The sequence below is a fragment of the Rhodobacter capsulatus SB 1003 genome, from assembly GCF_000021865.1.
In the GTDB taxonomy this organism is placed as follows: Bacteria; Pseudomonadota; Alphaproteobacteria; order Rhodobacterales; family Rhodobacteraceae; genus Rhodobacter; species Rhodobacter capsulatus_B.
The window spans coordinates 2,095,199-2,120,252 of record NC_014034.1 but is presented as its reverse complement, the minus strand read 5'-3'; the positions used below and the strand labels follow the sequence as shown (position 1 = coordinate 2,120,252).

Genomic DNA, 25,054 nt, shown 5'->3' with positions numbered 1-25,054 from the left:
TTGAAGAATATATTCCGGCAAGGCAGGGCAGAATGTCGAGACCGTCGAAACCGTTTTTCCTGATCTCTTCTGCGGCCCTGATCGCGGGGCTTTCGGCCGGTCCGGCCGCGGCGGGGCCCGAGGGCACGGCCTGGGGCTACAACAGCTTCGGCGTGCCCGGGCTGATCGACATGCCCGGCGCCTTTGGCCGCGAAGACGGCGAGCTGGGCTATGCCGTCAGCCATGTCCAGAACCAGACCCGGCATGCGCTGACCTTTCAGATCTCCGAGCGGCTCTCGGCCTCGTTCCGCTATTCGCTGCTGCATGACATCCGCCGCAACCCCGGCGGCCCGGTCGAGCCCTATCGCTACGACCGCAGCTTTTCGCTGCAGTATCGCTTCCTCGAGGAGGGCACCTACCGTCCGGCCTTTGCCATCGGGGTCAACGACCTTGTCGGCACCGGCATCTATGGCGGCGAATATGTGGTGGCGAGCAAGACCTTTTCGCCGCAGCTGCGGGCGACGCTCGGGCTGGGCTGGGGGCGGCTGGGCTCGCATGGCGGCTTCACCAACCCACTGGGCGTGCTGAAACCGGCGTTCAAATACCGTCCCTTCGCCGAATCCGGCCCGGGGGGCGGCTTTCAGGCCAAGACCTGGTTTCGCGGCGATGCCGCCTTCTTCGGCGGGGTGGAATGGCGCCCGAACGACCGCTGGCGGCTGGTGGCCGAATATTCCTCGGATGATTACGCCCGCGAGGACGGCGCCGCCTTCAAGCGCAAATCGCCCCTGAACTTTGGTGCCGATTATCACTACAGCGACCGCACCACCTTCTCGGCACGCTATCTGTACGGTTCGGAACTGGGGCTGCAATTCACTTATGCGCTGAACCCGAAACAGCCGCGCATGGGCTCGGGGCTGGATGCCGCGCCGCCGCCTGTCGTGCCGCGCGCGGGCTCGGCCGGGCCCAGCCCCGATCTGGACGAGGGCGCGCTGATCGCCGCCACCCGGAGCGCGCTGGAGAAGGAAGGCCTCACCCTGCACGGGCTTGCCCGCGACGGCGACACCCTGCGCATCCAGATCGGAAACGACCGCTATCCGATCGCCGCGCAGGCGACCGGCCGCGCCGCCCGCGCGCTGACCGGCCTTGCCCCCGCCCATATCGAGCGTTTCGAGATCCGGCTGACCGAAAAGGGCATGCCGGTCTCCTCGGTGCTGCTGCGCCGCGCCGATCTGGAGGCGCTGGAATTCCACCCCGTCGCCTCCGATCTGATGCGCGCCCGCACCCGGATCGCCGATGCGCCGACATCGCTGGCGCCGAACGGCGGCTATTTCCCCGCCTTCACCGCGGGGCTTGACCCCTATGTGACGCCCAGTTTCTTCGACCCGGATTCGCCCCTGCGCATCGATGGCGGGGTGGCGGCCTCGGCCCGGTTCGAGCCGACGGCGGGCCTGGTCTTCTCGGCACGGCTGCATCAGAAGCTGGTCGGCAACATGGACCGGACCATCCGCCCCTCGACCTCGGTGCTGCCGCATGTGCGCTCGGACGGCTATCTTTACGCCAAGGGCAGCGACACCAGCCTGACCGAACTGACCGGCGCCTGGTATGTCCGGCCCGGGCGGGATCTTTATGGCCGGGTGACCGTCGGCCTGCTGGAACAGATGTATGGCGGGGTGTCCTCGGAACTGCTGTGGAAGCCGCAAAACAGCCGCCTCGCGCTGGGGGCCGAGGTGAACTGGACGAAGCAGCGCGCCTTCGACGACATGTTCGGCTTTCGCGATTACGATGTCGCCACCGGCCATCTCTCGGCCTATTACCAGTTCGACGGCGGCTTCATGGGGCAGATCGATGTCGGCCGCTATCTGGCGGGCGACACCGGGGCGACGGTCACGCTGGCGCGCGAATTCGACAACGGCTGGAAGATCGGCGCCTTTGCCACGCTCACCAATGTCTCCTCCGAGGATTTCGGCGAGGGCTCCTTTGACAAGGGGATCAGCCTGACGATCCCGATCGACTGGATCACCGGCAAGCCGGAGCGGCGGGCGATCAACACCACGATCCGGCCGGTGCAGCGCGACGGCGGCGCGCGGCTTGCCGTGCCGGGGCGGCTTTACGAAACCGTGCGCGGCCAACAGGCCTCGGCGCTGGATGCATCCTGGGGGCGGTTCTGGAAATGACGGGAAAAGCGCTTGTTCTGCTTGCCTGCGCCGCGGCTCTGGCCGGTTGCGGGCCCTCGCCGCGGCAACAGGCCGAGCTGGCCGCCGCCGCGCAGCCGTTTCTGACCGCGCCGCTGATCCGCGCCGATCTGCCCGCGCGCAAGGCCCGGGCGGTGCTGCGCCCGGTGGGGCAGAATGGCCCGGTCAGCACCTGGCAGACGCTGGACCGGATCACGCTCTCCTTTGACGACGGCATTCTGGTTGCCAGCCGCGGTCTGGGCGAGGATCTGATGGGGGCCGATGCCGCCCCCACCCGCGCCGCGCTGGCCGGGCAGGCAGAGGGGGTCTACCGGCGCAAGCTGCGCTATCTGACCGGGGACAACCATTCCACCTGGCTGACGGCGGGCTGCTCGATGCGGGCCCTGGGCGTCGAAAACGGGCTGCGCCGCTTCGAGGAAAGCTGCCGCGCGCGCGATCACGCCTTCACCAATGTCTTCGAGCTTGATTCGGCCGGTCGGGTGGCGAAATCCCGGCAATGGATCTCTCCCGCGCTGGGATATGTCGATGTCGGGCCGTTCAACCTGGAGGAAACCGCCGCAATGACCGGCAGAAGCGGGTGAAATGCCCCCGAAACGGCCGGACAAGCTTTGCAGACAAGGCGCCGCGTGATATGTTGACCCAAATATTTCTGGAGACGATCATGAAGAAAATCTGTCTTGCATGCCTTCTTTGCGCCCTGCCTTTCGCGGTTCAGGCACAGCAGGTTCCGGGTGCCGCGCGGGTCTCGGCCAAGGCTCCGGCCGCGCAGCCCCCGGCCGTCAAAACCCCGGCCGCCAAGCCCGGCGCGCCCGGCGGCGCGGCAGCCGACGCGAAAGAGGCCGGTGTCGAACCTGAAGCCACCGGTTTCTTCCCGCTGCTCGGCGGTCTTGGTGCGCTTGGCGGCGTGGCCGCGGCCGGTGTGGTGGCGGCGGCCGTGGCGGGCGGCGGTGGCGGTGCCACCACCGACACGCAGCAATAAGCTCCGGCGCAACGCGCCGGTGCCGAATGACACAGGGCCGGCGGCGCCGAAAGGCCCCGCCGGTTTCCTTTAGTTGAGCCGCAGCTTTTCCGGCGTCAGCATTGCGGATAGCCCATCCGGATCAGCTCTGCGCCGCTGACCTTGTAATAGCCGTTGGTGATGAACCGGGCCTTGGTCATGAACCACGACCGCAGGGGCTCGCTGTAGTTGCGGGCCATCACCTGCGACCAGTAGTCAAAGTCGCGCTGCGGCAACGGTATGCCGTTCTTGCTCGGACCGTGAAAGCCCAGGACGGCATCGGGCGCGACACAGACATTGGGCAGGCTCAGATACATGGTGCAGGCCGACAGGCAGGTGCCGCGCAACTCCACCCGCTGCCCGATCGAGCGCATCCGGTCGATCTGATCGCTGCGTTTGCCAAGATAGCCGCCCCGGTCGGCGGTGACGATGATCGGATTGGCGGCCAGATAGACCTCCTGCGCCCGAGGTGCCCCCGGCGGCATGCCGATCAAACCAAAGACCAAGAGAGCGCCTGCGATCCTGCGCGCGGCAAAGCGCGGCAGGACCCGCAGGCGGGTTGCCTGTTCCCACATGAAATTACCCCTTCGTTCCCACTTCACGTCGGGGGGATGGCCCTCACCATCATGCTTCCCCGACACCCGGAAACCAGCAGACAGCAAGGATCTTAAGGAGTGGTGAGCAGGGCCCGGACCGGGGCCGGTTCTTCGTTTCAAACTTGAGGCGAATGACCGGTATTTTCCGCGCCCGGGCGCCGGATGCGGCGCCTTCGGGCAAAACCTCTGCGGAGCGAACATAATTAACGGATCGGTAGTGATTTCCTGCGCATGCTTTGCTAAGCTTTGCCGAAAAGGTATCTGACCGATGTGGGCTCTTCTGATCTTCCCGGTTTGCGCGATCCTGTGGATGGTTCTCAATGCCAGGCTCGGGCTCGTGCAGGACCAGCCGCCGCAATATGACGAGGAGGCCCCCGTGCCGCCCGCGTCGGATGCCGCCGTCGGCGCCGCGCCGCGACCGGCGCAGGCGACCCGGGTCTGAACGGGACGCCGTTTCCGGCATATCCTTCCGACAGATCGGGGGCCGCTTCGGGCCGGTTTCCCCGCTGCGGAATTGACGGGGCTGCCCGCGGATGGCATTGGCAAAGGCGTGGCGGGGCCGGGCTTGCGGCTTGGCGCGCTGCCCGATGCCCAAGAACGGAGACAGGCCTTGAGCGCAGAGCTTCCCCGCATCCTGATCACCGGGACCGCCGGTTTCATCGGCTTTCACCTGGCCCGGCTGCTTCTGGCCGAGGGCTGGCGGGTGCAGGGCTATGACGGGATGACGGATTATTACGATGTCGCGCTCAAGCATGACCGGCATGCGATCTTGCGCGCGCATCCGAATTTCACCGCGACCGAGGCGATGCTGGAAGATCAGCCCCGTTTCGATGCCGTGGCCGACGCCTTCCGCCCCGAGGTGATCGTGCATCTGGCCGCCCAGGCCGGGGTCCGCTACAGCCTGGAAAATCCGCGCGCCTATCTCGACAGCAACGTGATCGGCACCTTCTCCGTGATCGAGGCGGCGCGGCGGCTGCAGGTGAAACATCTGCTGATCGCCTCGACCTCCTCGGTTTACGGCGCCAACCCGAAGATGCCCTTTGCCGAGACCGACAAGGCCGACACCCAGCTGACGATCTATGCGGCGACGAAAAAGGCCAATGAAAGCATGGCCCATGCCTATGCGCATCTGTGGAACCTGCCGGTGACGATGTTCCGCTTCTTCACCGTTTACGGGCCCTGGGGGCGGCCGGATCTGGCGCTTTACAAATTCGTCGATGCGATCCTCGATGACCGGCCGATCGACATTTACAACCACGGCGAGATGTATCGCGACTTCACCTATATTGATGACCTCGTGCGCGGGATCCGGCTGTTGATCGACGCCGTGCCGCAGCGCCCCGAGGATGGCGTGGTGCCCGCGGGCGACAGCCTGTCGCCGGTGGCGCCGTTCCGCATCGTCAATATCGGCAATTCCGACAAGGTGCGGCTGCTGGATTTCGTCGAGGCGATCGAGGCCTGTCTGGGCAAGACGGCGCTCCGCAATTACCTGCCGATGCAAAAGGGCGACGTGCCCGCGACCTTTGCCGATGCGACGCTGCTGCACAGCCTGACCGGCTACCGGCCGCAGACCGATTTCCGCGACGGCATCGCCCGCTTCGTCGACTGGTATCGCGGGTATTACAACAAATGACCGGGCGGCGGGGCAGGGCGCCGCGGCGCTGTGAAAGCCGCGGCGGCCGTGCTAGAATTGCCGCGAAAGGGTCTTGCTTGCGGGAGGGACGGGGATGAAATCTGCGGTGGTTCTGGCGCTTCTTGGCAGTCTGGCGCTGACGGCGCCCGCGCTGGCGCAATCGGCGCCGAAGACCGAAAAGGACGAGACCAAACCCGCGGTGGTCCTGCCCGAGGGCGATCTGCCCGTCGGCCGCGCCACCAACCTGGTGTTCCTGTTGCCGCTTCTGGGCGGCGTGGCAGGGCTTGCGGCGCTTTCGGCGGGCGGCGGCGGCGGCAGCTCGACCCCCTCCACCAACTGAGCCCGCCCGCCCGCTCGAACGCAGGCCGTCTTATTCCGAGACGGCGTTGACCGAGGAGACCAGCAACGAGGGCGTCAGCGCCTTGATCACGTTGCTCCAGTGCTGCACCGGCTGGGCGGCGACGAAGATCACGTCATTGGCATGCAGATCGAAGCGCGTCGCCAGCAGCATCGCCGCCATGTTGCCCGCGTCCAGATGCCAGGCGGTGATCGCGTCATATTCCAGCGGATCGGCAGAGCCGCGCAGCACATAGATCTCTTTCGGGTTCGAGCTGGCCGTGCTCAGCCCGCCGCCCGCCTCGTAAAGCGCATCCGCCAGCGTCGCCTTGCGGTCGAAGGGCAGCGGGAAGCGGCTTTGCTTGCCGATCTCGCCGGTGACATAAACGTAATCGCGCGCCTCTGCCCCCAGATCGAGCCGGGTGGCAAAGGTTTCGCGCGCTTCGGACAGCTCGGACCGGCGCAGCGCCACCTCGGTCTGCAGCGCCTCGAGCCGCGACTTGCGCTCGGCCTGACGGAAATTGGCGAGCGTGATCTGCTGCTCGAAATAGGCCGCCGCCCGGTCCAGCGCATAGCCGCTGTCGACAAACAGGCTGTCGCCCGCCGCCAGCGGCAGCTGCCCCACCGCGGGATCTTCCTGCACCGCCTTCAGCGGCATCTGGTAAAGCTTGCCGCCGCGGTGCAGCCGCACCAGCGCGGTGTCGGGATCGGCCGGGGTCGCCCCGCCCACCGCCGCCAGCGCCGCGTCCAGATGCAGCGGCGCCAGCGTCACCGGCACCACCCCGGGCGCCGCGACATCGCCGCCGATCGCCACGGTCTTTGACCGGAATTCGGCGATCTCCAGCGAGAAGGTCGGGTCGATCTTCCGGTCAAGGAAGCTTTGGAACAGCGTCGCCTCGGCGTCGTCGACGGTCTGGCCCGCGATCTGCACCCGCCCCACCGTCGGCACCGAGATCGTGCCGTCATCCTGCACCGTATAGCCCTGCCGCGCGGTCTGGGCGGCGAGGATCCCGGTCAGCTGTCCGACCGTGGTGCCGTCGCGCGGGGTCGCCAGCAGCACGACATCGCCGACGCCGATCCGATAGCTCGCGGGGGCGAGCGGCGGCGGCAGGCGCATCTGCGGCGGCTCGGGCCGCGCGAGGCGCGGCAGCGTGCCTTCGGGGGCGGCGACGGGTTCGGCCAAGGTGCCGCCAAGGCCCGCGGTCTGGCGGAAATAGCTGGGCAGCTGGCGCGGCTGATAGGGGGCGGCATTGGCCACCAGCACCGATTCCGCGCTGACCGGCAGGACGCGGACCTTGCCCTCGGCGCTGATGCCGGGGCGGACCTTGGCGCCGTGATAGGCGACGCCGCAGCCGCCAAGGGTCTGAGAGAGCATCGTCGCGGTCAGCAGCACGGTCAGCAGGCGCAAGGTCATCTCCGGGGCTGGGGCGGCCGGGCAACTGCGGGCGCGCTGCTTCCGCTCTAGGCTGCGGGCGCGAGATTCGCAATCTGGCCCTGCCCCGCCGGGAGAGGGCCGTGCCGTCTCAGGCGCCGGTGCGGCGCGCCACCACCCCGGCGGTGCGCAGGATCAGGCCAAGATCGCGGCGCAGCGACAGATCGCGGCCGTAGCTTTCGTCGAACTGCACCCGGGCGGCCAGCGTGGTGTCGTGACGGCTGACGACCTGCCACAGCCCGGTCACGCCCGGACGCATCCGGAAATAGGCCCGCCCGCCCGCCTGACGGTAAAGCGGTTCCTGTGCGGGCAGGAAGGGACGCGGGCCGACCAGGCTCATGTCGCCCTTCAACACGTTGAAGATCTGCGGCAATTCATCAAGGCTGAGCTTGCGCAGCCAGGCGCCTGCGCGGGTGATGCGGGGATCGTGGCGCAGCTTCTGATAGGTCGCCCATTCGGCGGCGATGGCGGGATCGCGGGCGCACATCTCGGCCAGCACGCGTTCGGCGCCGGGGACCATGGTGCGGAACTTGTAGCAGGCGAAGATCCGGCCGTCGCGTCCGACGCGGGGCTGGCAGAACAGCGCCGGATGGCCGTCAAGCCGCACCCAGAGCCAGATCAGCGCGATCACCGGCAGCAGCACCGGCAGCATCAGCACCGCCAGCACCAGATCGGCCAGCCGCTTGCCGAAACGGGCATAGACCGCGCGCAGGACGCCGGGCCGGGGCGCAAGCGCCCGCTCCAGCGCGACAAGGTCTTCGGCCGAAGATCCGATGTCATAAAAGGCCATCTCACACTCCCAGAGGTCAGCTCGCAAGGTCTCGGCACCCAGAACGATCGCACGCGGGATCTTTCGCAGATCACGCGTTAACCCATTGATTACGAGTATGGCGCAAATGAGACGCGACCGGTTCCAAATGGCGGCACTGCGCCCGGGCAGGGCAGGATTGTTGCACGAAGCCCGGACAATGCGGCGGTTGCGGCGGTGCGGTGGAAAGCGCTTAGCCTGTCGGGCAAACTCTGCTAGGACGGGGCGGATTGCGGGTGCGGCAATGCCTTGCGCCCCGCCGCGACGGTTTCGATGGAATGCAGATGAACGCTCCTCACACTCACGCCGAACGTCCCGCGCCCGAGGACGAGATGATCGATCTTGCGCAGGGGCTGCGGACCCTGCGGGCGGGCTGGCGGACGATCGCGGCCGGCTTTGCCGTGGCGGTGGCGCTGGGGCTGCTTTATGCGCAATTCCTCGCGACGCCGGTCTATACGGCGCGGGCGACGGTGGTGCTGGAAACCCGCAAGCCGCAGGTGATCGACCTCGAGGGGATGATGGGCGGGCTGACCGGCAGCTCGGACGAGCTGAACACCGAGGTGGAGGTGCTGCGCTCGCGCGGGGTGGCGGAAAAGGTGGTGGCGGAGCTCGATCTGGCCGCGGACCCGGAATTCAACGCCACGCTGGGGGCGCCGTCCCTGCGGGCGCGGTTGCGCGGGCTTTTCGGCGCGGCCGCGGCGCCCGATCCGGCGGCGATCCGGGCGGGGGTGGTCGATGCCGTTCTGGCCCATCTGGCGGTGCGCAACCTGCCCGACAGCTATGTCTTCGAGGTTGCGGTGCAGTCCGAAGACCCGCAAAAGGCGGCGCGGATCGCCGATGCCTGGACGAAGCGCTATATCGTCAACCAGATCGAGGTGAAGTTCGAGGCGACCGAACAGGCGACGGTCTGGCTGGGCAACCGGGTGGCCGCGCTGAAGCGCCAGCTCGAGGCGACCGAGGAAAAGGTGAAATCCTTCAATGTCGGCACGACGCTGATTTCCGAGGAGTCGCTGGCGGCGCTGCAGGTGCAGCTCAAGGATCTGCGCGAGCGGATCGCCGACACGACGCAGGCGGCGGCGCGGGCTTCGGCGCGGGCCGCGGCGCTGGAAGCGGCGCGGACGCCCGATGAAAAGGTCGCGGCCGCGGGCGAGGCCGGGCTGGCGCGGCTGGCAGCCGGGACTGGCGCCGAGTTCGAGGCGCAATTTGCCCTGTTGCTGGCGCGGGCGCGGCTGGAACGGGCCCGGGCCGAGGATCAGCTGGCGGCGATGCGGCGCACCGAAACGACGCTTTCGCGGCAGATCTCGCGGCAGGGCGACGACATGATCGCGCTGCAGCAGCTGACGCGCGAGGCCGAGGCGAACCGCACGCTTTACGAATATTTCCTGGGGCGGCTCAAGGAAACCTCGGCGCAGCAGGGCATCCAGCAGGCCGACAGCCGGATCCTCTCGGCGGCGGTGGTGCCCAAGGTGCCGACGGCGCCGCGCAAGGGGCTGATCCTGGCGTTCTGCGCCGTGCTGGGCCTGATCGCGGGGGTGGCGGTCGTGCTGCTGCGCGACCTGCTGCGCGACGGTTTTCGCACCGCGCGCCAGCTGGAGGAGGACACGGGCCTCGTCGTGATGGGGCAGATCCCGGTCATTCCCGGCGCGACGCGGGGCGAGGTGATGGGCTATCTGGCGGCGAAACCCTCCTCGGCGGCGATGGAGGCGGTGCGCAACCTGCGCACCTCGGTGCTGCTGTCCAATGTCGATGCGCCGCCGCAGGTGATCATGCTGACCTCTTCGGTGCCGGGCGAGGGCAAGACGACGAATGCGCTGGCGCTGGCGATGAATTTCGTCGGCATCGGCAAGTCGGTGCTGCTGATCGAGGGCGACATCCGCCGCAACATGCTGGCGGAATATTTCCCACAGCATGCCGGGCGCAAGGGGCTGGTGTCGCTGCTGTCCGGCGCGGCCGAGGTGGACGAGGTGGTGATCGCCCATCCCGAACTGGGCCTGTCGCTGATCATGGGCGAGCGCAGCCGGGTCAATGCCGCCGATCTGTTCATGTCCGACGCCTGGAAGGGCTTCATCGCGCAGATGCGGCGCCGCTTCGACTATATCCTGATCGACACGCCGCCGGTCCTCGTGGTGCCCGATGCCCGGATCATCGCGCAATCGGCCGATGCGGCGCTGTTTTCGGTGCTTTGGGACGGCACCCCGCGCCGCGAGGTCTTCGAGGCGCTGCAGCTTTTCGCCAGCGTGCGCCAGAAGGTCAGCGGCCTGATCCTGAGCCGGATCGACACCGACCGGATGCAGCGTTACGGGCAGGGCGGCAGCTATGGCGCCCGCTACGGCGCGCATGCGGAATATTACCGCGACTAGCGGCGATCGGGGCCAGGATCGGGGCGGGGCTCAGCGCCGCCCCGGATCGATCCGGCGCAGCGAGATCTTGCCGGTCAGCGGCCCGGTCCACTGGCTGGATTGCACGATCTCGCCGGTCTCGGGCACCACCCAGTAGAAATTGTAAAACCGCGCCAGCGCACCGCGGCAGGCCTCGGTCATCGTGCGGGTGGGGACGGCGCGGGGGCCGATGCGGACGGTCTCGATCTCGCCCGGGGTGATCCGGCAGCGAAAGGCCCGCGTCACCGCATGGTCATTGCCGTCGATCAGCGTCATCAGCCGCGTCGATGTGCCGGCCGAAAGCCCCCGCACCAGCGCCGCGCTTTGCGTCACCTCCGCGGCCATCACATCGGCGCCAAAGCCCCGGCTGCCGACCAGAAGCCCGCCCTGAAACATCAGTTGCGCGCCATCGGCCGCGATCATCGTCTCGACGCCGTCGGGCTCCGATACGGTCTGCCGCCGCAGCACCGCGATCGCCTCCGGCCGGGATTCGACCGCCGCCGCAAGGGCCGGGGCGCCCGCGCGTTCGGCCGCGGCAAAGTCCGGGTTCGGCTCGGCCGCGCGCGCGCGCAAGGGCAGCGCCCCCGCCAGCAGCGCCCGTGTTCCCGGGTCCGAGGAACAGCCCGCAAGCGCCGCCAGAACCGCAAAAGCCGTCAGAACCTGCCGCCTGTTCATCGCCAGAACTTGCCCCATTGATCGGAGAGCGTCTGGGCATTCGTGCCCCGGACCTCCTCGTAAAGCCGATGCGCGATCGCCACCCGGGCGCCGCCGTCGCGCTGGATCGGCCGGATCGTCTGCGCAAAGCCGCGCCGCGACGGCTCTCCGGTCAGCCAGTCCAGCGGGATCGTCAGGCTGATGCCCTTGTCGAACGAGCCCTCGCCGAAATCGTCAAAGGAAATGCCGGTCAGGGTGAAGAAAGCCGCGACGCGGAACCCGTTGTCGAATTCGCGGGCCAGCGTCAGCGTGCCGCCCCAGTCGCCCGCCAGATAGCGCCCCAGATCGAGCTGGCCGCGGTAGCTGTCGCCAAAATCGTAATAGGCCGAGGCATGGCCGGAGGTGACGCGATAGTCGCCAAGCCCCAGCCGCGCGGCGGGATCGCGCTGCACAAGATGGTTCAGCTCGGCGCCAAGGGCGAGGCGGCTGCCCTGCGGATACCACAGGATCTCGCCCGAGACGCCCGCGAACATCTGTTCGAAATAGCCCGCCGAGACCCGGCCATACAGATCGCCCCCGGGCCGGACCAGGTAATCGGCGCTCAGCTGCACCAGCTGCGGCCCCGAAAGCTTGTCGTAAAGCGGCGCGTCGGAACGCACATGCGGTTGAATCGAATTCGAAATCCGGCTCGATTGATCCAGCGTGCCAAAGGCTTTCTGCCGGATCAGCGTTTCGACCGAAAGCCCCGGCGCCAGCCGGTAGCTGGCACTGGCCGCCAGCCCGACATCGGCGCGCAGCGGGCTGTCGGGGTCGAAAAGCGCGGTGCGGACATAGGGCAGCAGGCTCCAGTCAAGCGCCGGATAGACGCCCGGATCGGGGGCGAGCCGCGCGGGCGCGTCGGTGATCTGCGCCCGGGCGAAGCTTTGCCAGCTGCCGTCCCAGGCATGTTCCAGCTGATGCAGGTCCGCGCGGCGGAACGCGGCCTGCGTCGTCGGCATGCCCTGCGCGGTCAGGGTGATCTCGAAACGTTCGATCCCGGCGGGCAGGCTGTTGGCCATCGCGCGCGCCGCCCGCCCCAGCGCCTGCGGCGCGGCGCGAAAGCCCGGATTGGCCAGCACGATCCGGGCGCGGGCGCCGTCCTCGGCATAGCTTTCCAGCCGCAGCCCGTCGCGCGCCAGCGCCGATGCCAGACGGCTGCGGCTGGCCTCCGTGTTCCCGGCGGGCCAGCCCAAAGCGGCGATCTCGGCGCGCGGCAAAAGCGGCGCCACCGCCCTCTCGCGCCCGCCCGGCGCCCGCGGCGCGCGCGGGTCGAGCTGGTAGCTGAAGCCAAGCCCCAGCTGCGCCCCGCCGATCACCGCGGCCGTCAGCGTCAGCGCCTCGCTTGCCTGCCAGCTCAGGCCGATGTTCACCGGGCTGCGATGCGCAAAGCCCATGCTGGCAACCTCGCGCCGATAGGCGTCCGAGGAATATTCGACCGCCAGCTGCAGCCGGTCGTTCAGCTGATAACTCAGCCCGCCAAACAGCGCCGCCTCGCCGCGGAAGAAGCGGTTGAACGAGACGCGGCCGGTTTCCGACAGGCTGGTCAGGCCCGGCCGGGTCTCGAAGCGCTCGCCCAGCACCGCCAGCGGGTTGCGAAACCCGTGATACGATCCCAGCCGCCCCCAGCCTATGCCGCCGCTCAGCGCCAGCCGGTTGTCAAGGAACCGCTTCGTCGCGACCAGATATTCCGCGCCGAAAACCCCGGTGCCGCCGAAATCGCGCAAGCCCACCGCAAGCGCCGGAAACCGCGGGCTTTCGGTGCGGAACACATAATGCAGATCGAAGCTGCGGTCGTAAAGATCGGCCTCGGGCGTGTCGAAATAGCCGCGCAGGATCGAATAGCGAAACACCCCCGACAGCCGCGGCGTGATCTGGAACTGCAGCGTGTTGCGGGTGTGCCCGCCCAGAAAGGACGAGGTCCAGGCCAGCGTGCCATCGGGCGCGGCGGTGGCGGCTGGCAGATCGATCAGCCCGGGCGTGCCGTAGCTTGAAAGCCCCTCGGCGCGGGCGGGCGCGGAAAGGCCGGTCAGCGCCGCCAGCGCAAGGCCGGTCAGTGTCGGGGCGGCCGCGGGAAAGCGCAGGCGGGCCATCGGCTCAGGCGCCGATCCGGGCCAGGCTGGCGCGGATGCCCGCGACGAACCGCTCCTCCGAGAAATCCGCCGCCCGGGCGACGCAGGCCGCGGTGCAGTCGCGCCCCAGCCCCGAGGCCTCGAAGCGTTCGACCGCATCGACCAGCGCCTCGACCGACTGGTCGTGAAAGAACAGCCCGGTTTCCCCCTCGACCACGGTTTCGAGCGCCCCGCCGCGGCCCAGCGCGATCACCGGCCGCCCCGAGGCCATGGCCTCGACCGGGACCATGCCGAAATCCTCCTCGCCCGGGAAGATCAGCGCCTTGCAGCCCGTCATCAGCGCCTTGAGCTCGGCAAAGGGCCGCTTGCCCAGGATCTGCGTCCGCGGCCCGGCCTGCCGCGCCAGCGCCTTCGCCAGCTTGTCGGGACCGCCCAGCATCTTGAAGGGCAGGCCCAGCCGGCGAAACGCCTCGACCGCGATATCGGGGCGCTTGTAATGCGTCAGCTCGCCCACCCAGAGGTAATAATCGCCGCGCTCTGCCGCGGGGATCGGAGCGAATTCCTGCACCGCCACCGGCGGATGCACGACATCGGCGCTGCGGCGCCAGTATTTCTCGATCCGCCGCGCGACAAAGGCGGAATTGGCGACGAAGCCGTCGACGCGCGCGGCGCTGGTCACGTCCCATTGTCGAAGCGGATGCGCCAGATGCGGCATCATCAGCCGCGTCAGCCCGCCCGCGCCGTTCAGGTAAAGCGTGTATTGGTCCCACAGATAGCGCATCGGCGAATGGCAATAGCACAGATGCGGGGCGTTCGGCGGCGCGATCACCCCCTTGGCCGGACCCGATTCCGAGGAGATCACCAGATCGTAGCCGCTCAGATCCAGCTCTTCGAGCGCGCGCGGCATCAGCGGCAGGTATTTCTGGTACAGCCGCGGCGCAAAGGGCAGCCGCCCGACCCGGGTCTGATGGATCGCATGGCGGCGCAGCGCGGGCGAGATCCGCTCGGGCACGACGACATGGGTGAAGATGTCGGCCTGCGGAAACATCCGGCACAGCGCTTCGAGCACCTTTTCGCCGCCGCGCATCCCCACCAGCCAGTAATGGATCAGCGCCACCCGGCGCCCGTCGGCCGCCCCGGCCGCGAAAGGATCAACGTCTTGCACGGTCATCGGCCTGCCCCCAAATCCAGCCCGGCAGCGCCCCTGCCGGTTGCCCGTTCCGGCGCGACAGGGCTCACCCCGGCCTGTCGGGCCCCGGCCGTTATCGGGGCAAGTCCGGGCCCGGCGCAAGAGGATTTCCGCGTCCCGCCGCGGCTCAAAGCTCCAGGATCCGGCCCGGATGCGACCGGCCGCGCAGAATGTCGCGCAGCGCCAGCCAGTTGCCCGCCGCCCGGGCACGCCGGTCGATCCAGGGCTCGGGCCGGGCCATCTTCAGGTGATTGGCCAGAAGGTTGCGCAAGGCCAGCCGGGCGGCAAAGCGCCCCCGCATCGAGCCCTTGCGCCACAGATACCAGGGATTGGCGATCTGGCTGTAGCCCAGCCGCCGCCCAGCCGTCTCGCGGCCCGATTTCGTGCCCCGATGCACGCCTGCAAAGGCGTCTGTCCTGATCCGCCCCCCGGGCAGGCGGGCGGCGAAATCGCTGTCCTCCTGCCAGGCGTAAAGCGGCAGGGTCTCGTCGAACCGCGCCGGGCCGATCGCCGCCATCCGGTAGGCCATGTTGCAGCCGTAAAGGCTTTGCAGCCCGCTGCGCAGGATCTGTGGCGTGCCGCGCGGCGTGGCCTCATAGGCGGCCACCAGCGCGCGGGCCTGCGCATCATCCAGCCCGGGGCCGAGGATGCCATCGGCCAGCACAAGGCCGGTCATGCCGTTCACCTCGGGCCAGCGGGCAAAGGCGGCGACGATCCCTTCCAGCGCATCCTGCGCCGGGACGAAATCATCGTCGAAAAACACCACCAGATCGCAGTCGCCATTGATCCGGTCCAGGCCCGCATTGCGCTGCAGGCACAGGCCCTTGCGGGTCAGCACCGTCTCGGCGCGGGTTTCGGGGCCAAACAGCGGCGCCGGATCGAAGCCGATGTCGCTGTCCTGATGCCCGATCAGCAGGAGCCGGTCCGGGGCGCGGCTTTGGCGCTGCAGATGCGGCATCAGCTCGCGCAGGATGTCCGGCCGTCCGACCGAACAGATCACCACCGCGATACGGGTCTTCGGCTCTGCTGTCATGTCCTGCCCTGCGTCCTGCCTGTGCGGGTGATGGCGGGCGCGGGGCGCGATGTCAACAAAGCGCTGCCCCGGGCGGCACGAAGCGGTTGCCGCGCCGGGGCAAAGCCGTCACAGTCGCCCCGCGCCGCAGGCGCAAGAACGACGAAAAGACCGCGCCGCAGGCGCAAGAACGACGAAAAGACCGCGCCGCAGGCGCAAGAACGACGGAAAGACCGCGCCTTTGGCGCGAGGGCGAAAGGAACATCGGTGCCGAAGGTCGTCATCCTCAACGATGCCAGCGTCGCGCGTGGCGGCGCCACCGGCCTGGCGCTTTTGCAGGCGCGGCTGTTGCGGGCGCGCGGGTTGGCCGTGGTCTTTGCCAGCGCCGATCGCGGCGCGGGGGCCGCGGCGCTGCGCGACATCGGCGTCGAGGTGCATCTGGCGGGGGCGCAGCCGCTGACCGAGGCCGCGCCCCATGTCGCGGCGACGCGCGGGCTTTACAATCCGGCGGTGGCGCGGATGCTGGCGCGGGTGATCGCCGCCCATGACGGGCCCGACACCGTCTATCACGTCCATTCTTGGTCAAAGGCGCTGACGCCCGCGGTCTTTGCCGCGCTGCGGCCGGTGGCGCCGCGCGTTTTCATCCATGCGCATGATTTCTTTCTGGCCTGCCCGAATGGCGGCTTCATGGATTATCAGGCGATGCGGCCCTGCGCCCGGCGCGGGCTTTCGGCCGCCTGCCTGACGACGCAGTGCGACAAGCGCAGCTTCGCGCAAAAGCTCTGGCGCAGCGCCCGGCAGGCGATCTTGCACCGCAGCCTGCCGCGCCGCGCGCCCTGGGGCGGCATCGTGCTGATCCATCCGGCGATGGCGCCGCGCCTGGTGGCGCAGGGCTATCCGGCCGCGCGGCTGCGGGTGCTGCGCAACCCGGCCGAGGCGCTGTCGCCCTGCCGCATCCCGGCCGAGACGAACCGCGGCTTTCTGTTCATCGGCCGGATCGAGGCGGAAAAGGGCATCGAGGAGCTGATCGGCGCGGCGCAGGCGGCCGGGGTGGCGCTGACGGTGGTGGGCGAGGGGCCGCTGCGCGCGCCATTGTCCCGCGCGCATCCGCAGCTGCGCTTCACCGGCTGGCTTGACCGCGCCGGGATGCTGGCCGAGGCGCAACAGGCCCGCGCCGTCGTCATGCCCTCGCGCTACCCCGAGCCCTTCGGTCTGGTCGCGGCCGAGGCGGTGCTGTCGGGCCTGCCGGTGATCCTCTCCGAACCCGCGCTTCTGGCCCCCGAGATCGCGGCGCAGGGGCTGGGCTGGGCCTGCGACACCCGCGACCCGGCGGCCTTTGCCGCGCTGTTGCGCCTTGTGGCCGATCTGCCGCCCGCGGCGTTGCGGCAGGTTTCGGAGGCGGGCTTTGGCGCCCGTGCCGGTCTGTGCCTGACGACGGACGCCTGGTGCGACGGGCTTCTGGAGCTTTACGCGGGCGTCACCGGGTCTTTGGCGGCGGGGCCGGGCTGAGCGCCGCCAGCAGCCGGTCGAGATCCGCCCCGGCCTCGGCGATCACCGCGGGCTGGCGGGAGAAATCGCCGCCCGTTGCCGCCAGCCTCTGCACGCGCTTCGCCGCCGCCTCCGGGGCCAGCGTGGCGGCATCGGCCAGCCACCCTTCCTGCCCGACCGAGGCGAGGAAGGCGTCGAGCTTGTCATCCCATTTCAGCGCCAGAACCGGCACGCGGCTGGCATAGGCGGCGATGACCGCATGCATGCGAAAGGCGATCAGCGCGGCGCAGGGCGCGATCACCGCGGCGAGATCGGCCGGGGTTTCGGGCTGCACGATCTCGGCCCCCAACGCGCGCAGATCGGGGGCAAGCAGGGCCAGGGTCTCGCGGTCTTCGGGGGCGCCGTTGGTGAAGACGCGCAGCCGCGCGCCGTCCCGGCACAGGGCCCGGGCAAGCGCGCGATACCAGCGCAGCAGATCGGCGGCGGCAAGCGTCGTGCGCGCATGATAGCGCAGCGCCAGATGCGACATCACGCAAAGCCCGATCGGCGCGGCCGCCCCGGGGTCGCGCGGCGGCGGCGCCCAGGTCAGCGCGGTGAGCAGCCCGGGGTCGCGGACCTGGCTGGCGCGCTGCCCGGTCGTCTCGGCGAAGCGGGCATCCCAGCGCGCGCAGGAGGGCGCATCGCGCAGGAAGACCGCCCGCAGATCGACGCCCGCAAGGGCACGGCGCAGACGGCGCTCGCCCTCGGCGCTCCAGTCCGCGGCCATGCCGCAGGCGTGAAACGCCACCGGCAGGCCGCGGTCCCGCGCCGCGGTCAGTGCCAGGGCCAGCTTGGTCGGAAAGTTCAGGTCGTGATCGGACAGAAGATTGCCGCCGCCGATCACCATGGCCGTCGCCCCGGTCAGTTCACGCGCATAATGCGGCGCCCATTTGCGCGCCGAAGCAAGGGCGAGCGGCGCCCGAACCGCCTGCGCGCGCAGCCCCGGCGGCATCGCCTCCAGCAGCCGCAGCACCCGGCCACGCCCGGCCAGTCCCTGCCCGTAGCCCGTCCGCGCCGCCAGATCGATCGAACCGGCCGCCACGCCGCGCGCGCGCAGCCCCGCCTCGAGGCAGTCCGACAGCAGCCCGTCGCCCAGATTGGGGCTGAACTTGACGTTCATCAGGCGGATCAGGGGGGCAGGCGGCATCGGCGGCTCCGGCGGGCTGGGGTCCGGCCAGCTAGACCGGAATGCGGCATGATGGCAAGCGCGGCGGGGGGCGAAAGGTCTTGAAACGCGGGCCCCGGCCGGGTCAGAGTGCGGCGACAGGGGCGGGGGAACGCCGATGGAAGATCTGCAGGCAGCGCGGAGGGACCCGGCGCAGGACACCGGGGTTCTGGTGATCGGCGGCGGCATCGGCGGGCTGGCCGCGGCCGACGCGCTGGCGCGGGCGGGGCACCGGGTGGTGCTGCTCGAGGCCGGGGACTGGCTCGGCGGGATGCATCATTCGGTCGAGATCGGCCCCTACAGTTTCGATCTGGGCGCGATCTTTTACGAGGAGACGGCGGCGCTTTTCGACCTTGCGCCGGGGCTGCGCGATCTGTGCCCGCAGGTGCAGCGCGTGCAGTGCCGGATCGATCCCGAAGGCACGCTGTGCCATTACCCGATCGAGCTGCGCGATCTGCGCCGCTGGCCGCGGGCGCGGCTGGCGGGGGCGGTGGCGGCGATGCTGGCGGCGCGGCTCTTGCTGCGGCGCGACGGCACGCTGGAGCGGGCCTGCGTGAACCGGCTCGGGCCGGTCTTTTACCGCGGCACCGGGCTGCGCGATTACGTGGCGCGGTTCAACGTCAGCCCGCCCGAGGCGATCGACGAGGAATTCTTTGTCGACCGGATGCGCTTCGTGCACCGGCAGACCGATTTCGCCGCGATGGCGCGGGCGGGCTGGAACGGGCTGCGCCACGGCGCCTTTCGGGTGAAGCCGCGGGACCCGCTGCGGGTGCGGCCGCGCGCGGGCTATGGCGTGCTCTTCGAGCGCATCCGGGCACAGCTGGAAGCCGCGGGGGGGCGTGTCGTGTTGCAGGCGCCGGTGACGCGGATCGAACGCGAGGCTTCGGGGCGGATGGTCGTCACCAGCCCGGCGGGGCGGTTTCGCGTCGCGACCGTGGTCGGGGCGGCGCCCCTTGACACGCTGCACCGCGCGGTTTTCGGCACGGAAAGCGGCTTTGAAAGCCTGTCGCTGATGACGCTTTTCGTCTCGGCGGGGCGGTTTGCGCCCGGCGCGGGCACTCTTCTGTTCAACTTCCACGGCGCGGGGCGGTGGAAACGCGCCACCTTTTATTCCCGGATCTACCCCGATCCGGCGATCACGCGCGAGTATTTCTCGGTCGAGGCGACGCTTCTGCCCGGCGAGGCGCTGAGCCCCGAGACGGTCTTTGCCGAATTCGCCGCGCAATGTCTGCGGCTGGGTCTGGCCGAGGATCTGCGGCTGGAAGGCGCGGTGACGACGCCGCAGGCCTATCCGCTGTATCGCCCGGGCCAGCTTGCCCGGCGCGCGGCGGTGCTGGAGCGGCTGGTGCAGGCGGGGGTGCTGCCGGTCGGGCGGCAGGGGCGGTTCGAATATCTGCCCACCGCGAGCGGCGTCGTGCGGCGGGTGCAGGAAGAGCTGACCCGCGCGGGGCTCGCCCACGCGGGTCGCGACGCTCAGCCGTGACGGCGCTCAGACATAGGTGAAGGTGGCGTCGCTGACGCGGCCCGCCGCATCTTCGAGCAGCGCGATGACATGGCCGTCGATCGAGACCGCGACATCATTGCCGTTCACCGTCTCGTAGCTGGCATGGCCCGAAAAGCCCTTCAGCTGGATCGTCTCGCCAAAGGCGAAATCGGTGATGACATCGGTCGCATCGGCCGTGCGCGCGACAAAGACAAAGGTGTCGCGCCCCGTGCCGCCGCTCAGCGTGTCGGCGCCGAAATCGCCCGAAAGCGTGTCCGATCCGCTGCCGCCAAAGAGCCGGTCGGCGTCCTTGCCGCCGTAGATCTCGTCATTGCCCGCGCCGCCGTCGATGCGGTCGGTGCCCGCGCCGCCCAGAAGCAGGTCATTGCCGGTGCCGCCCAGAAGGGTGTCGTTGCCGTCATTGCCGGCCAGGGAATCGGCGCCGCCAAGGCCCAGAACGAAATCGCTGTCCGCCCCCGCGCTGAGCCGGTTGTCGGAATTGTCGAGCACGTTCACCTTGAGCGCCTTGAACAGGTCAAGAAGGTTGATTTGGAAAAACGGAAAGCCACGCATCCGGGGTCCTTTCGGGGCTGGGTCGCGCAGAGGCTCCTCGGGTCCCGGCAGGAATGGCCCCGGGCCCCGCGCGACGGGGGAAGACAGCCGCCATCTTGGCTTTATGGTTATGAAATAATTAAGGCCGAAATGGTTAATAAGTGCGGCCGGGCGGGGCGCCGCCCGATCAGCCGGAAAAGGCGGAGAGGCTGACGACCCGCAGCCGCCAGCCCAGCAGCAGCGTGACCGCGCCCAGCGCCGCCGCCGCCGCAAGGCCAAGGCCAAGCCCGACAAGCCCGGTTCCGAAGCCCGCCTGCAGCTCTGGCCAGACCAGCGCCAGCGCCAGCCCGTAGCCCAGCACCAGCCCGAGCGCGCGCCAAAGCGCCCGCAGCGCGGCGCCGATCGCGATGCCCTCGCGGCGCAGCAGCCACAGCGCGGCGGCGGTGCCCAGAAGGCCGGTCCCGGCCTGGCTCCAGGCCAGCACGGCCAGGCCGAAGGGCGCCGCCAGCGCCGCCGCCAGCACCGTCGCCAGCGCGAAGACGAGGTTGAACATCATGCCCAGCCGGGTCTTGTGCTGCGCCGCCAGCGCCGGTTCCAGCAGCAGCCCGCCAAGCCCGAAGACCGCCCGCATCGCCATCGCATAGGTGACGCCGATCCCGGCCGCATAGGCGGGGTTGAAGACCTCGGTCATCAGCACGGGGGCAAAGACGATCACCGTCGCCGCGACGCCGCCGGTCAGCACCGCGACCGTGCCCGCAAAGCGCGCGATCAGCGCCGAAAGGTCGCGATCCTGCCGCGCGGCGGCGCCAAGCTGGGTCAGCGCGAAGCTGGACATCGGCTGTTGCACCACCTCGACCGCGCCGCCCGCGATGCGGTTGCCAAAGCGGTAAAGCCCGGCCTCGGCGGTGGTGAACATCAGCCCCAGCAGCAGATCGCCCGCGTAAAGCTGCAAAAAGTTCAGGAACCGCGACCCGTAAAGCCCGCCCGAATAGCGCAGCGCCTGCCAGGCCAGCGCCGGATCGAAGCCGCGCCCGGGCCGGATCGGCGTCAAAAGCGTGTAGAGCAGCTGCGCCGAGAGCACGCGCAGCCAGCGAAAGGCCACCAGCGCCAGCAGCGATTGCCACCACCAGAGCAGCAAGACGCCCCCCACCAGCGCCAGCGCATTCTGCCAGAACATGATCTGGAAATGCCGGTTCACCTGCTGACGGCGCAGCAGCACCGCCGAATACCAGGCGCCAAGCCCCGCGACCGGCTGCACCAGCGCCAGAAGCTGCAGCACCCGGCACAGCTCGGGCGCATGCAGCACGGCGGCGATCTGCGGCGCGGCCAGTGCCAGCAGCGCCGAGGCGGCGACCGAAAGCGCCGCCAGCAGCCAGAAACTGGTCGCCTCGACGGCGCGGTCGTCCTCTCGCGCGGTGACGATGAAATGGTAAAAGCCGGTGTAGCTGAGGGTCTGGATCAGGGTGACGAACACGATGCCCAGCGCATAGACGCCATAATCCGCCGGGGTCAGGAACCGCGCCGCCAGCAGGGTGATGACAAAGGTCGAAAGCTGCTGCGTCGCCCGCGCGACAAAGGCGAAGATCGCCGCCGCGCCGCGCCGTCCGCGGCTGGCCCGGGCGGAGCGGGGACCGCCGCCGCGGCGGGGGGGGGCAAATCGCTGGTCATGGGCTGCCACTGTCCCCTATACTGTGCGGGTGCCGTGAAGGCGCCAGACCGCCTTCGAAAGCAAGGCATATCGGAAATCACCCCGGCGTCAACGCCCCCAGCTCGGACCCGCTCTGGCTTCATGCAATTCGTTTCCAGCACGCTTTTCGGTCTGGCCTTCGTGATCTGGGCGCTTTGGCGCGGCCCGTCGGGGGCGGTGGTGGCGCTGTTCGCGGCGATCCCCTTTGGCATGATGGCGGCGATCAACCTGCCCGCGCTGGGGAATACCTCGCTTCTGGCCAGCGATCTGGTGGTGGTGACGCTGGCTTGCATGATGGTGCTGCGGCGCGGCTTTGGCGAGGATCTGGCCCGGCTCCTGGCGCCGCGCGGGGCGGGGATCGTGCTGGCGCTGTTTCTGGCCCATGCGGTCTTCGCGACGCTGTTCTATCCGCGCCTGTTTGCGGGCGCGACGCAGGTTTTCAGCCTGGCGCGGGCGGGCAACGAGGCGGGGATCGTCAGCCAGCCGCTGGCGCCGGGCGGCGGGAACCTGTCGCAGCTGTTGCGCATGCTTCTGAGCACGCTGCTGTTTTTCGCCGTCGCCCTGGTCGCCGCGCGCCGCCCCGATCCGGGGATCGTGCTGCGCGCGATGACGGCGGTGACGCTCTGCCATGCCGGTCTGGGCCTTCTGGACATCGCCACCCAGGCGACGGGGACCAGCTGGATCCTGCAGCCCTTGCGCACGGCGAATTACGCGCTGATGCTGGGCAACGAGATGGCCGGGCTGAACCGGCCGATCGGCGGGTTTTCGGAAGCCTCGTCCTATGGTTACGTGCTGATCGGGCTGATCGGCTTCTGGCTGGGCCAGGTCTATCACGACCGGTCGGGGCGGCGCTGGCCGGTCTGGCTGCTGGCGCTTCTGGTGATCTTGTGGCTGCGCTCGACCTCGTCTTCGGCCTATGTGGGCGGGCTTTTGCTGCTGATCGTCTTCGCGCTGCCGCGGCTTTTCGAGCTGACCCGGCGGCGCCGGGCCGGGGTGCCGCGGCGGGCGGCGCTGGTGGTCTTGGGCGGGCTTGCGGCGCTGGGGCTGGTGCTTCTGGCCCTTGTGACGCTTTACCAGACCGTTCCGGCGGTCGCGCAGTTCCTTGACCGGGCGCTTCTCGACAAGCTCTCGACGCAATCGGCCGAGGAACGCGGCAGCTGGGATGCGCAGGCCTATCGCAATTTCCTGGACACCTGGGGGCTTGGGGCGGGGCTTGGCTCGGTGCGGGCGTCAAGCTGGATCGCGGCGACGCTGGGCACGACGGGGCTGATCGGGCTTTTGCTGCTGTTGCTGTTCCTGTGGCGGCTGTTCCGGTTGCCGTTCGACCGGGCGGATGCGCTGCGCTGGCCGCTGGCGGCGGCGCTGAAACTGGGGATGGCGGGCTGCCTGTGCCGGGCGCTGGTGGTCAAGTCGAGCCCCAATCTGGATTACATCTTTCTGGGCATGGCCGGTCTTCTGGTCGGGCTGTGGCTGAACGGCCGCCGTCCGGCCGCCCCGCGCCATCGCCCGCGGCACGGCATGGAGGACAGATGACACCCACCGATCCCTGGCGCGCCGGGCTGAAAGAGGGGTTGAAACAGGGGCTGGGGCAGGGGCTGCGGCTGCTTCTGCCGCAGTGTCGGTTCGAGCGGTCGATCTTTCTGCTGGCGCATATGCGCTGCGGCTCGACGGCGCTGTCGAACATCCTGTGTTCGCGCCCCGACATCAGCGGCTACGGCGAGGCGCATATCCGCTACGACGGCCCCGCGGCGCTGGGGCGGCTTGTCGTCAATCAGGCGCGGCGGGGCAGTTTCCGGCCCGGGGCGGCGCATCTGTTCGACAAGATCCTGCACGACCGTCACGACGCGCAAGCCCCGCCCGGGTTCTTTGCCGCGCGGGCGATCTTTCTGGCGCGGCGGCCGGGGCCGAGCATCCGCTCGATCCGCGATCTGTTCCGGGGCATTGGCCGCGAAGACGAATATCCCGACGATGCGGCGGCGGCGCGCTATTACGTCACCCGGCTCGATGCGCTGGCGCGGCTTTGGGCGCGGTTTCCGCCCGATCGTCGCGTCTGGCTGACCTTCGGCGCGCTGATCCGCGACCCCGAGGCGGAGCTTTCGCGGATTTCCGCCGCGCTGCGGATCGTTCCGGCGCTGGAAAACCGCTATGTCAGCCCCGCGGCCTCGCGCCGGGGCGGGGGCGGCGATCCGACGCAAAGCGGCCGTTTCACCCGGATCGAGCCGCGCCGCGACGACCCGGCCCGCGATGCCGCCGTGCCGCTCGACATCCCCGAAGCGCTGCGCGATCAGGCCGAGGCGGCCTATCTGCGCTTCGAGGCGATGATCCGCGGCGGCTGAGCCGGGCGCTACAGGAACCGCCCGCCGCCCGCCGCGCGCCAGGCCCGCAGCGCCGGTTCCAGCCGGTCGCGGGTCGCCAGCCCCGCCGCCTCGGCCCAAAGCGGCAGGATGTTGGTGGAGATCATCAGCTTCTCGATCCGCTCGGGATGGATGCCGAGGCCGGTGGCCGAGATCGGCCGCAGGGCCGCCGCCGCCGTCTTCAGCACCCCGGCGGGCAGCATCGCCGTGCGCGCCTTCGGAAAGGCGACGCGGCGGAAGGTCTCGACGATCTCCTCGATCGTGTAGCGGTTCGCATAGGCGCCGTTGAACAGCACGCTGCGTTCGCGCAGATCCGCCGCCGCCAGCATCCAGTCCAGCAGATCGGCGACATGGATGCAGGATTTGATCGTGTCCCTGCGGCCCGGATAGACGAAAATCCCCTTTTCCAGCATCCGCGCCAGCCGGGTGAAATTGCCGCCCTCGCCCAGACCGAAGACGACCGCGGGGCGAACGATCACCAGACGGCGGTCCGGGTCGGCCTCGAGCCAGTCGCGGTGCAGATCTTCGGCGATGCGCTTTGAGCGGCCGTAATCCGACACCGGCGCGGGGGCGGTGCTTTCGTCCTTGGCGGCCTCGTCGGGGCCATAGACGGAAATCGAGCTGGTGAAGACGATCTGCCCGCAGCCCTGCCGGGCGGCGAACCGCGCCACCTCGCGGGCGCCGCGGACATTGGCGTCGTAATATTCCCAGGGCGCGTGACCGGGCGTCGTATGCACCGCCGCGAGGTTGAAGATCCGCGGCACCGGCCCCGGAAGCGTCAGCCCCGAAAGATCGCGCACGTCGCCGATCCGGTAGTCCACCCCGGCGACCGGCCGCGCGGGCGGGCGCAGATCGAGGCTGACGATCCGTGCCGCGCCCGCGGCGCGCAGCCGCCCCAGAAGATGCGTGCCGATGAAACCCGAGCCGCCGAAGACCACCTGGGTCGCGCCATTGGGGTCGAAATCTCTCATG

22 protein-coding genes are annotated in these 25,054 nt (G+C 69.4%); 11 read left to right on the top strand and 11 right to left on the bottom strand.

From position 1 onward, the window contains the following. Positions 1–32: 32 nt before the first annotated feature. The 3 genes from RCAP_RS09720 (at position 33) to RCAP_RS19605 (ending at position 3,150) form a co-directional block, all read left to right on the top strand. Positions 33–2,153, top strand: coding sequence for a YjbH domain-containing protein (locus RCAP_RS09720; RefSeq protein WP_013067680.1), 2,121 nt, complete (start codon positions 33–35; stop codon positions 2,151–2,153). Then, positions 2,150–2,752 carry a YjbF family lipoprotein gene (locus RCAP_RS18490; RefSeq protein WP_013067679.1) on the top strand — a complete coding sequence of 201 codons (603 nt, stop codon included), beginning with the start codon at positions 2,150–2,152 and terminating at the stop codon, positions 2,750–2,752. The genes RCAP_RS09720 and RCAP_RS18490 overlap by 4 nt, the downstream gene beginning before the upstream one ends. Positions 2,753–2,832: 80 nt before the next feature. Then, entirely contained in the window at positions 2,833–3,150 is a 318-nt protein-coding gene (locus RCAP_RS19605) for a hypothetical protein (protein ID WP_157834366.1), read from the top strand. 95 nt (positions 3,151–3,245) lie between these two features. Here the strand turns inward: RCAP_RS19605 and RCAP_RS09705 are convergent, their stop codons facing one another. Next, positions 3,246–3,743 (bottom strand): hypothetical protein, encoded by a 498-nt coding sequence (locus RCAP_RS09705; RefSeq protein WP_013067677.1) that lies wholly within the window; start codon positions 3,741–3,743, stop codon positions 3,246–3,248. A 289-nt stretch (positions 3,744–4,032) separates the two neighbouring features. Here RCAP_RS09705 and RCAP_RS19600 point away from each other — a divergent pair, with 289 nt between their 5' ends. The 3 genes from RCAP_RS19600 (at position 4,033) to RCAP_RS09695 (ending at position 5,737) form a co-directional block, all read left to right on the top strand. Next, positions 4,033–4,206: a hypothetical protein gene (locus RCAP_RS19600; RefSeq protein WP_013067676.1), complete on the top strand. Its 174-nt coding sequence runs from the start codon at positions 4,033–4,035 to the stop codon at positions 4,204–4,206. Between the two features lie 168 nt (positions 4,207–4,374). Beyond that, positions 4,375–5,397, top strand: coding sequence for an NAD-dependent epimerase/dehydratase family protein (locus tag RCAP_RS09700; protein ID WP_013067675.1), 1,023 nt, complete (start codon positions 4,375–4,377; stop codon positions 5,395–5,397). A gap of 94 nt (positions 5,398–5,491) precedes the next feature. Further along, complete coding sequence (locus RCAP_RS09695; RefSeq protein WP_013067674.1) at positions 5,492–5,737, top strand: hypothetical protein; 246 nt, start codon at positions 5,492–5,494, stop codon at positions 5,735–5,737. Between the two features lie 30 nt (positions 5,738–5,767). On the opposite strand, the gene RCAP_RS09690 is transcribed toward RCAP_RS09695, so the two are convergent. Both RCAP_RS09690 and RCAP_RS09685 read right to left on the bottom strand, forming a co-directional pair. Next, the gene (locus RCAP_RS09690; RefSeq protein ID WP_013067673.1) at positions 5,768–7,147 is read right to left on the bottom strand and encodes a polysaccharide biosynthesis/export family protein; all 1,380 of its coding nucleotides are present in this window, start codon (positions 7,145–7,147) and stop codon (positions 5,768–5,770) included. A gap of 109 nt (positions 7,148–7,256) precedes the next feature. Continuing rightward, positions 7,257–7,955, bottom strand: a complete 699-nt coding sequence (locus RCAP_RS09685; RefSeq protein WP_115503954.1) for a sugar transferase — start codon at positions 7,953–7,955, stop codon at positions 7,257–7,259. Positions 7,956–8,257: 302 nt separating this feature from the next. On the opposite strand from RCAP_RS09685, the gene RCAP_RS09680 reads away from it, so the two are divergent. Further along, a complete protein-coding gene (locus RCAP_RS09680; protein ID WP_031321251.1) occupies positions 8,258–10,333 on the top strand; it encodes a GumC family protein in 2,076 nt (691 codons plus the stop codon). Positions 10,334–10,363: 30 nt separating this feature from the next. On the opposite strand, the gene RCAP_RS18485 is transcribed toward RCAP_RS09680, so the two are convergent. The 4 genes from RCAP_RS18485 to RCAP_RS09660 form a co-directional block, all read right to left on the bottom strand. Beyond that, positions 10,364–11,026 carry a YjbF family lipoprotein gene (locus RCAP_RS18485; protein ID WP_013067670.1) on the bottom strand — a complete coding sequence of 221 codons (663 nt, stop codon included), beginning with the start codon at positions 11,024–11,026 and terminating at the stop codon, positions 10,364–10,366. Next, positions 11,023–13,134, bottom strand: coding sequence for a YjbH domain-containing protein (locus tag RCAP_RS09670; RefSeq protein ID WP_013067669.1), 2,112 nt, complete (start codon positions 13,132–13,134; stop codon positions 11,023–11,025). Before RCAP_RS09670 ends, RCAP_RS18485 begins: the two co-directional genes overlap by 4 nt. A 4-nt stretch (positions 13,135–13,138) precedes the next feature. Beyond that, entirely contained in the window at positions 13,139–14,284 is a 1,146-nt protein-coding gene (locus RCAP_RS09665; RefSeq protein ID WP_013067668.1) for a glycosyltransferase, read from the bottom strand. A gap of 145 nt (positions 14,285–14,429) precedes the next feature. After that, positions 14,430–15,335 carry a glycosyltransferase family 2 protein gene (locus tag RCAP_RS09660; protein ID WP_013067667.1) on the bottom strand — a complete coding sequence of 302 codons (906 nt, stop codon included), beginning with the start codon at positions 15,333–15,335 and terminating at the stop codon, positions 14,430–14,432. Between the two features lie 246 nt (positions 15,336–15,581). Between RCAP_RS09660 and RCAP_RS09655 the strand changes: the two genes are divergently transcribed. Next, entirely contained in the window at positions 15,582–16,823 is a 1,242-nt protein-coding gene (locus RCAP_RS09655; protein ID WP_013067666.1) for a glycosyltransferase, read from the top strand. Here RCAP_RS09655 and RCAP_RS09650 read toward each other — a convergent pair. Further along, the gene (locus RCAP_RS09650; protein ID WP_013067665.1) at positions 16,792–17,988 is read right to left on the bottom strand and encodes a polysaccharide pyruvyl transferase family protein; all 1,197 of its coding nucleotides are present in this window, start codon (positions 17,986–17,988) and stop codon (positions 16,792–16,794) included. The two genes, RCAP_RS09655 and RCAP_RS09650, sit on opposite strands and share 32 nt — an antisense overlap. A gap of 136 nt (positions 17,989–18,124) precedes the next feature. Here RCAP_RS09650 and RCAP_RS09645 point away from each other — a divergent pair, with 136 nt between their 5' ends. Continuing rightward, the gene (locus RCAP_RS09645) at positions 18,125–19,489 is read left to right on the top strand and encodes an FAD-dependent oxidoreductase (RefSeq protein WP_013067664.1); all 1,365 of its coding nucleotides are present in this window, start codon (positions 18,125–18,127) and stop codon (positions 19,487–19,489) included. A 6-nt stretch (positions 19,490–19,495) separates the two neighbouring features. On the opposite strand, the gene RCAP_RS19295 is transcribed toward RCAP_RS09645, so the two are convergent. Together RCAP_RS19295 and RCAP_RS09635 are read right to left on the bottom strand one after the other, a co-directional pair. After that, positions 19,496–20,062, bottom strand: a complete 567-nt coding sequence (locus RCAP_RS19295; RefSeq protein ID WP_013067663.1) for a calcium-binding protein — start codon at positions 20,060–20,062, stop codon at positions 19,496–19,498. 166 nt (positions 20,063–20,228) lie between these two features. Continuing rightward, positions 20,229–21,719, bottom strand: a complete 1,491-nt coding sequence (locus tag RCAP_RS09635; RefSeq protein WP_013067662.1) for an oligosaccharide flippase family protein — start codon at positions 21,717–21,719, stop codon at positions 20,229–20,231. Positions 21,720–21,830: 111 nt separating this feature from the next. On the opposite strand from RCAP_RS09635, the gene RCAP_RS09630 reads away from it, so the two are divergent. After that, positions 21,831–23,261 (top strand): hypothetical protein, encoded by a 1,431-nt coding sequence (locus tag RCAP_RS09630; RefSeq protein WP_013067661.1) that lies wholly within the window; start codon positions 21,831–21,833, stop codon positions 23,259–23,261. Next, positions 23,258–24,064 (top strand): sulfotransferase family protein, encoded by an 807-nt coding sequence (locus RCAP_RS09625; RefSeq protein ID WP_013067660.1) that lies wholly within the window; start codon positions 23,258–23,260, stop codon positions 24,062–24,064. The genes RCAP_RS09630 and RCAP_RS09625 overlap by 4 nt, the downstream gene beginning before the upstream one ends. An 8-nt stretch (positions 24,065–24,072) precedes the next feature. Here RCAP_RS09625 and RCAP_RS09620 read toward each other — a convergent pair whose 3' ends face one another. Then, positions 24,073–25,053 carry an NAD-dependent epimerase/dehydratase family protein gene (locus RCAP_RS09620; RefSeq protein ID WP_013067659.1) on the bottom strand — a complete coding sequence of 327 codons (981 nt, stop codon included), beginning with the start codon at positions 25,051–25,053 and terminating at the stop codon, positions 24,073–24,075. Position 25,054 lies beyond the last annotated feature (1 nt).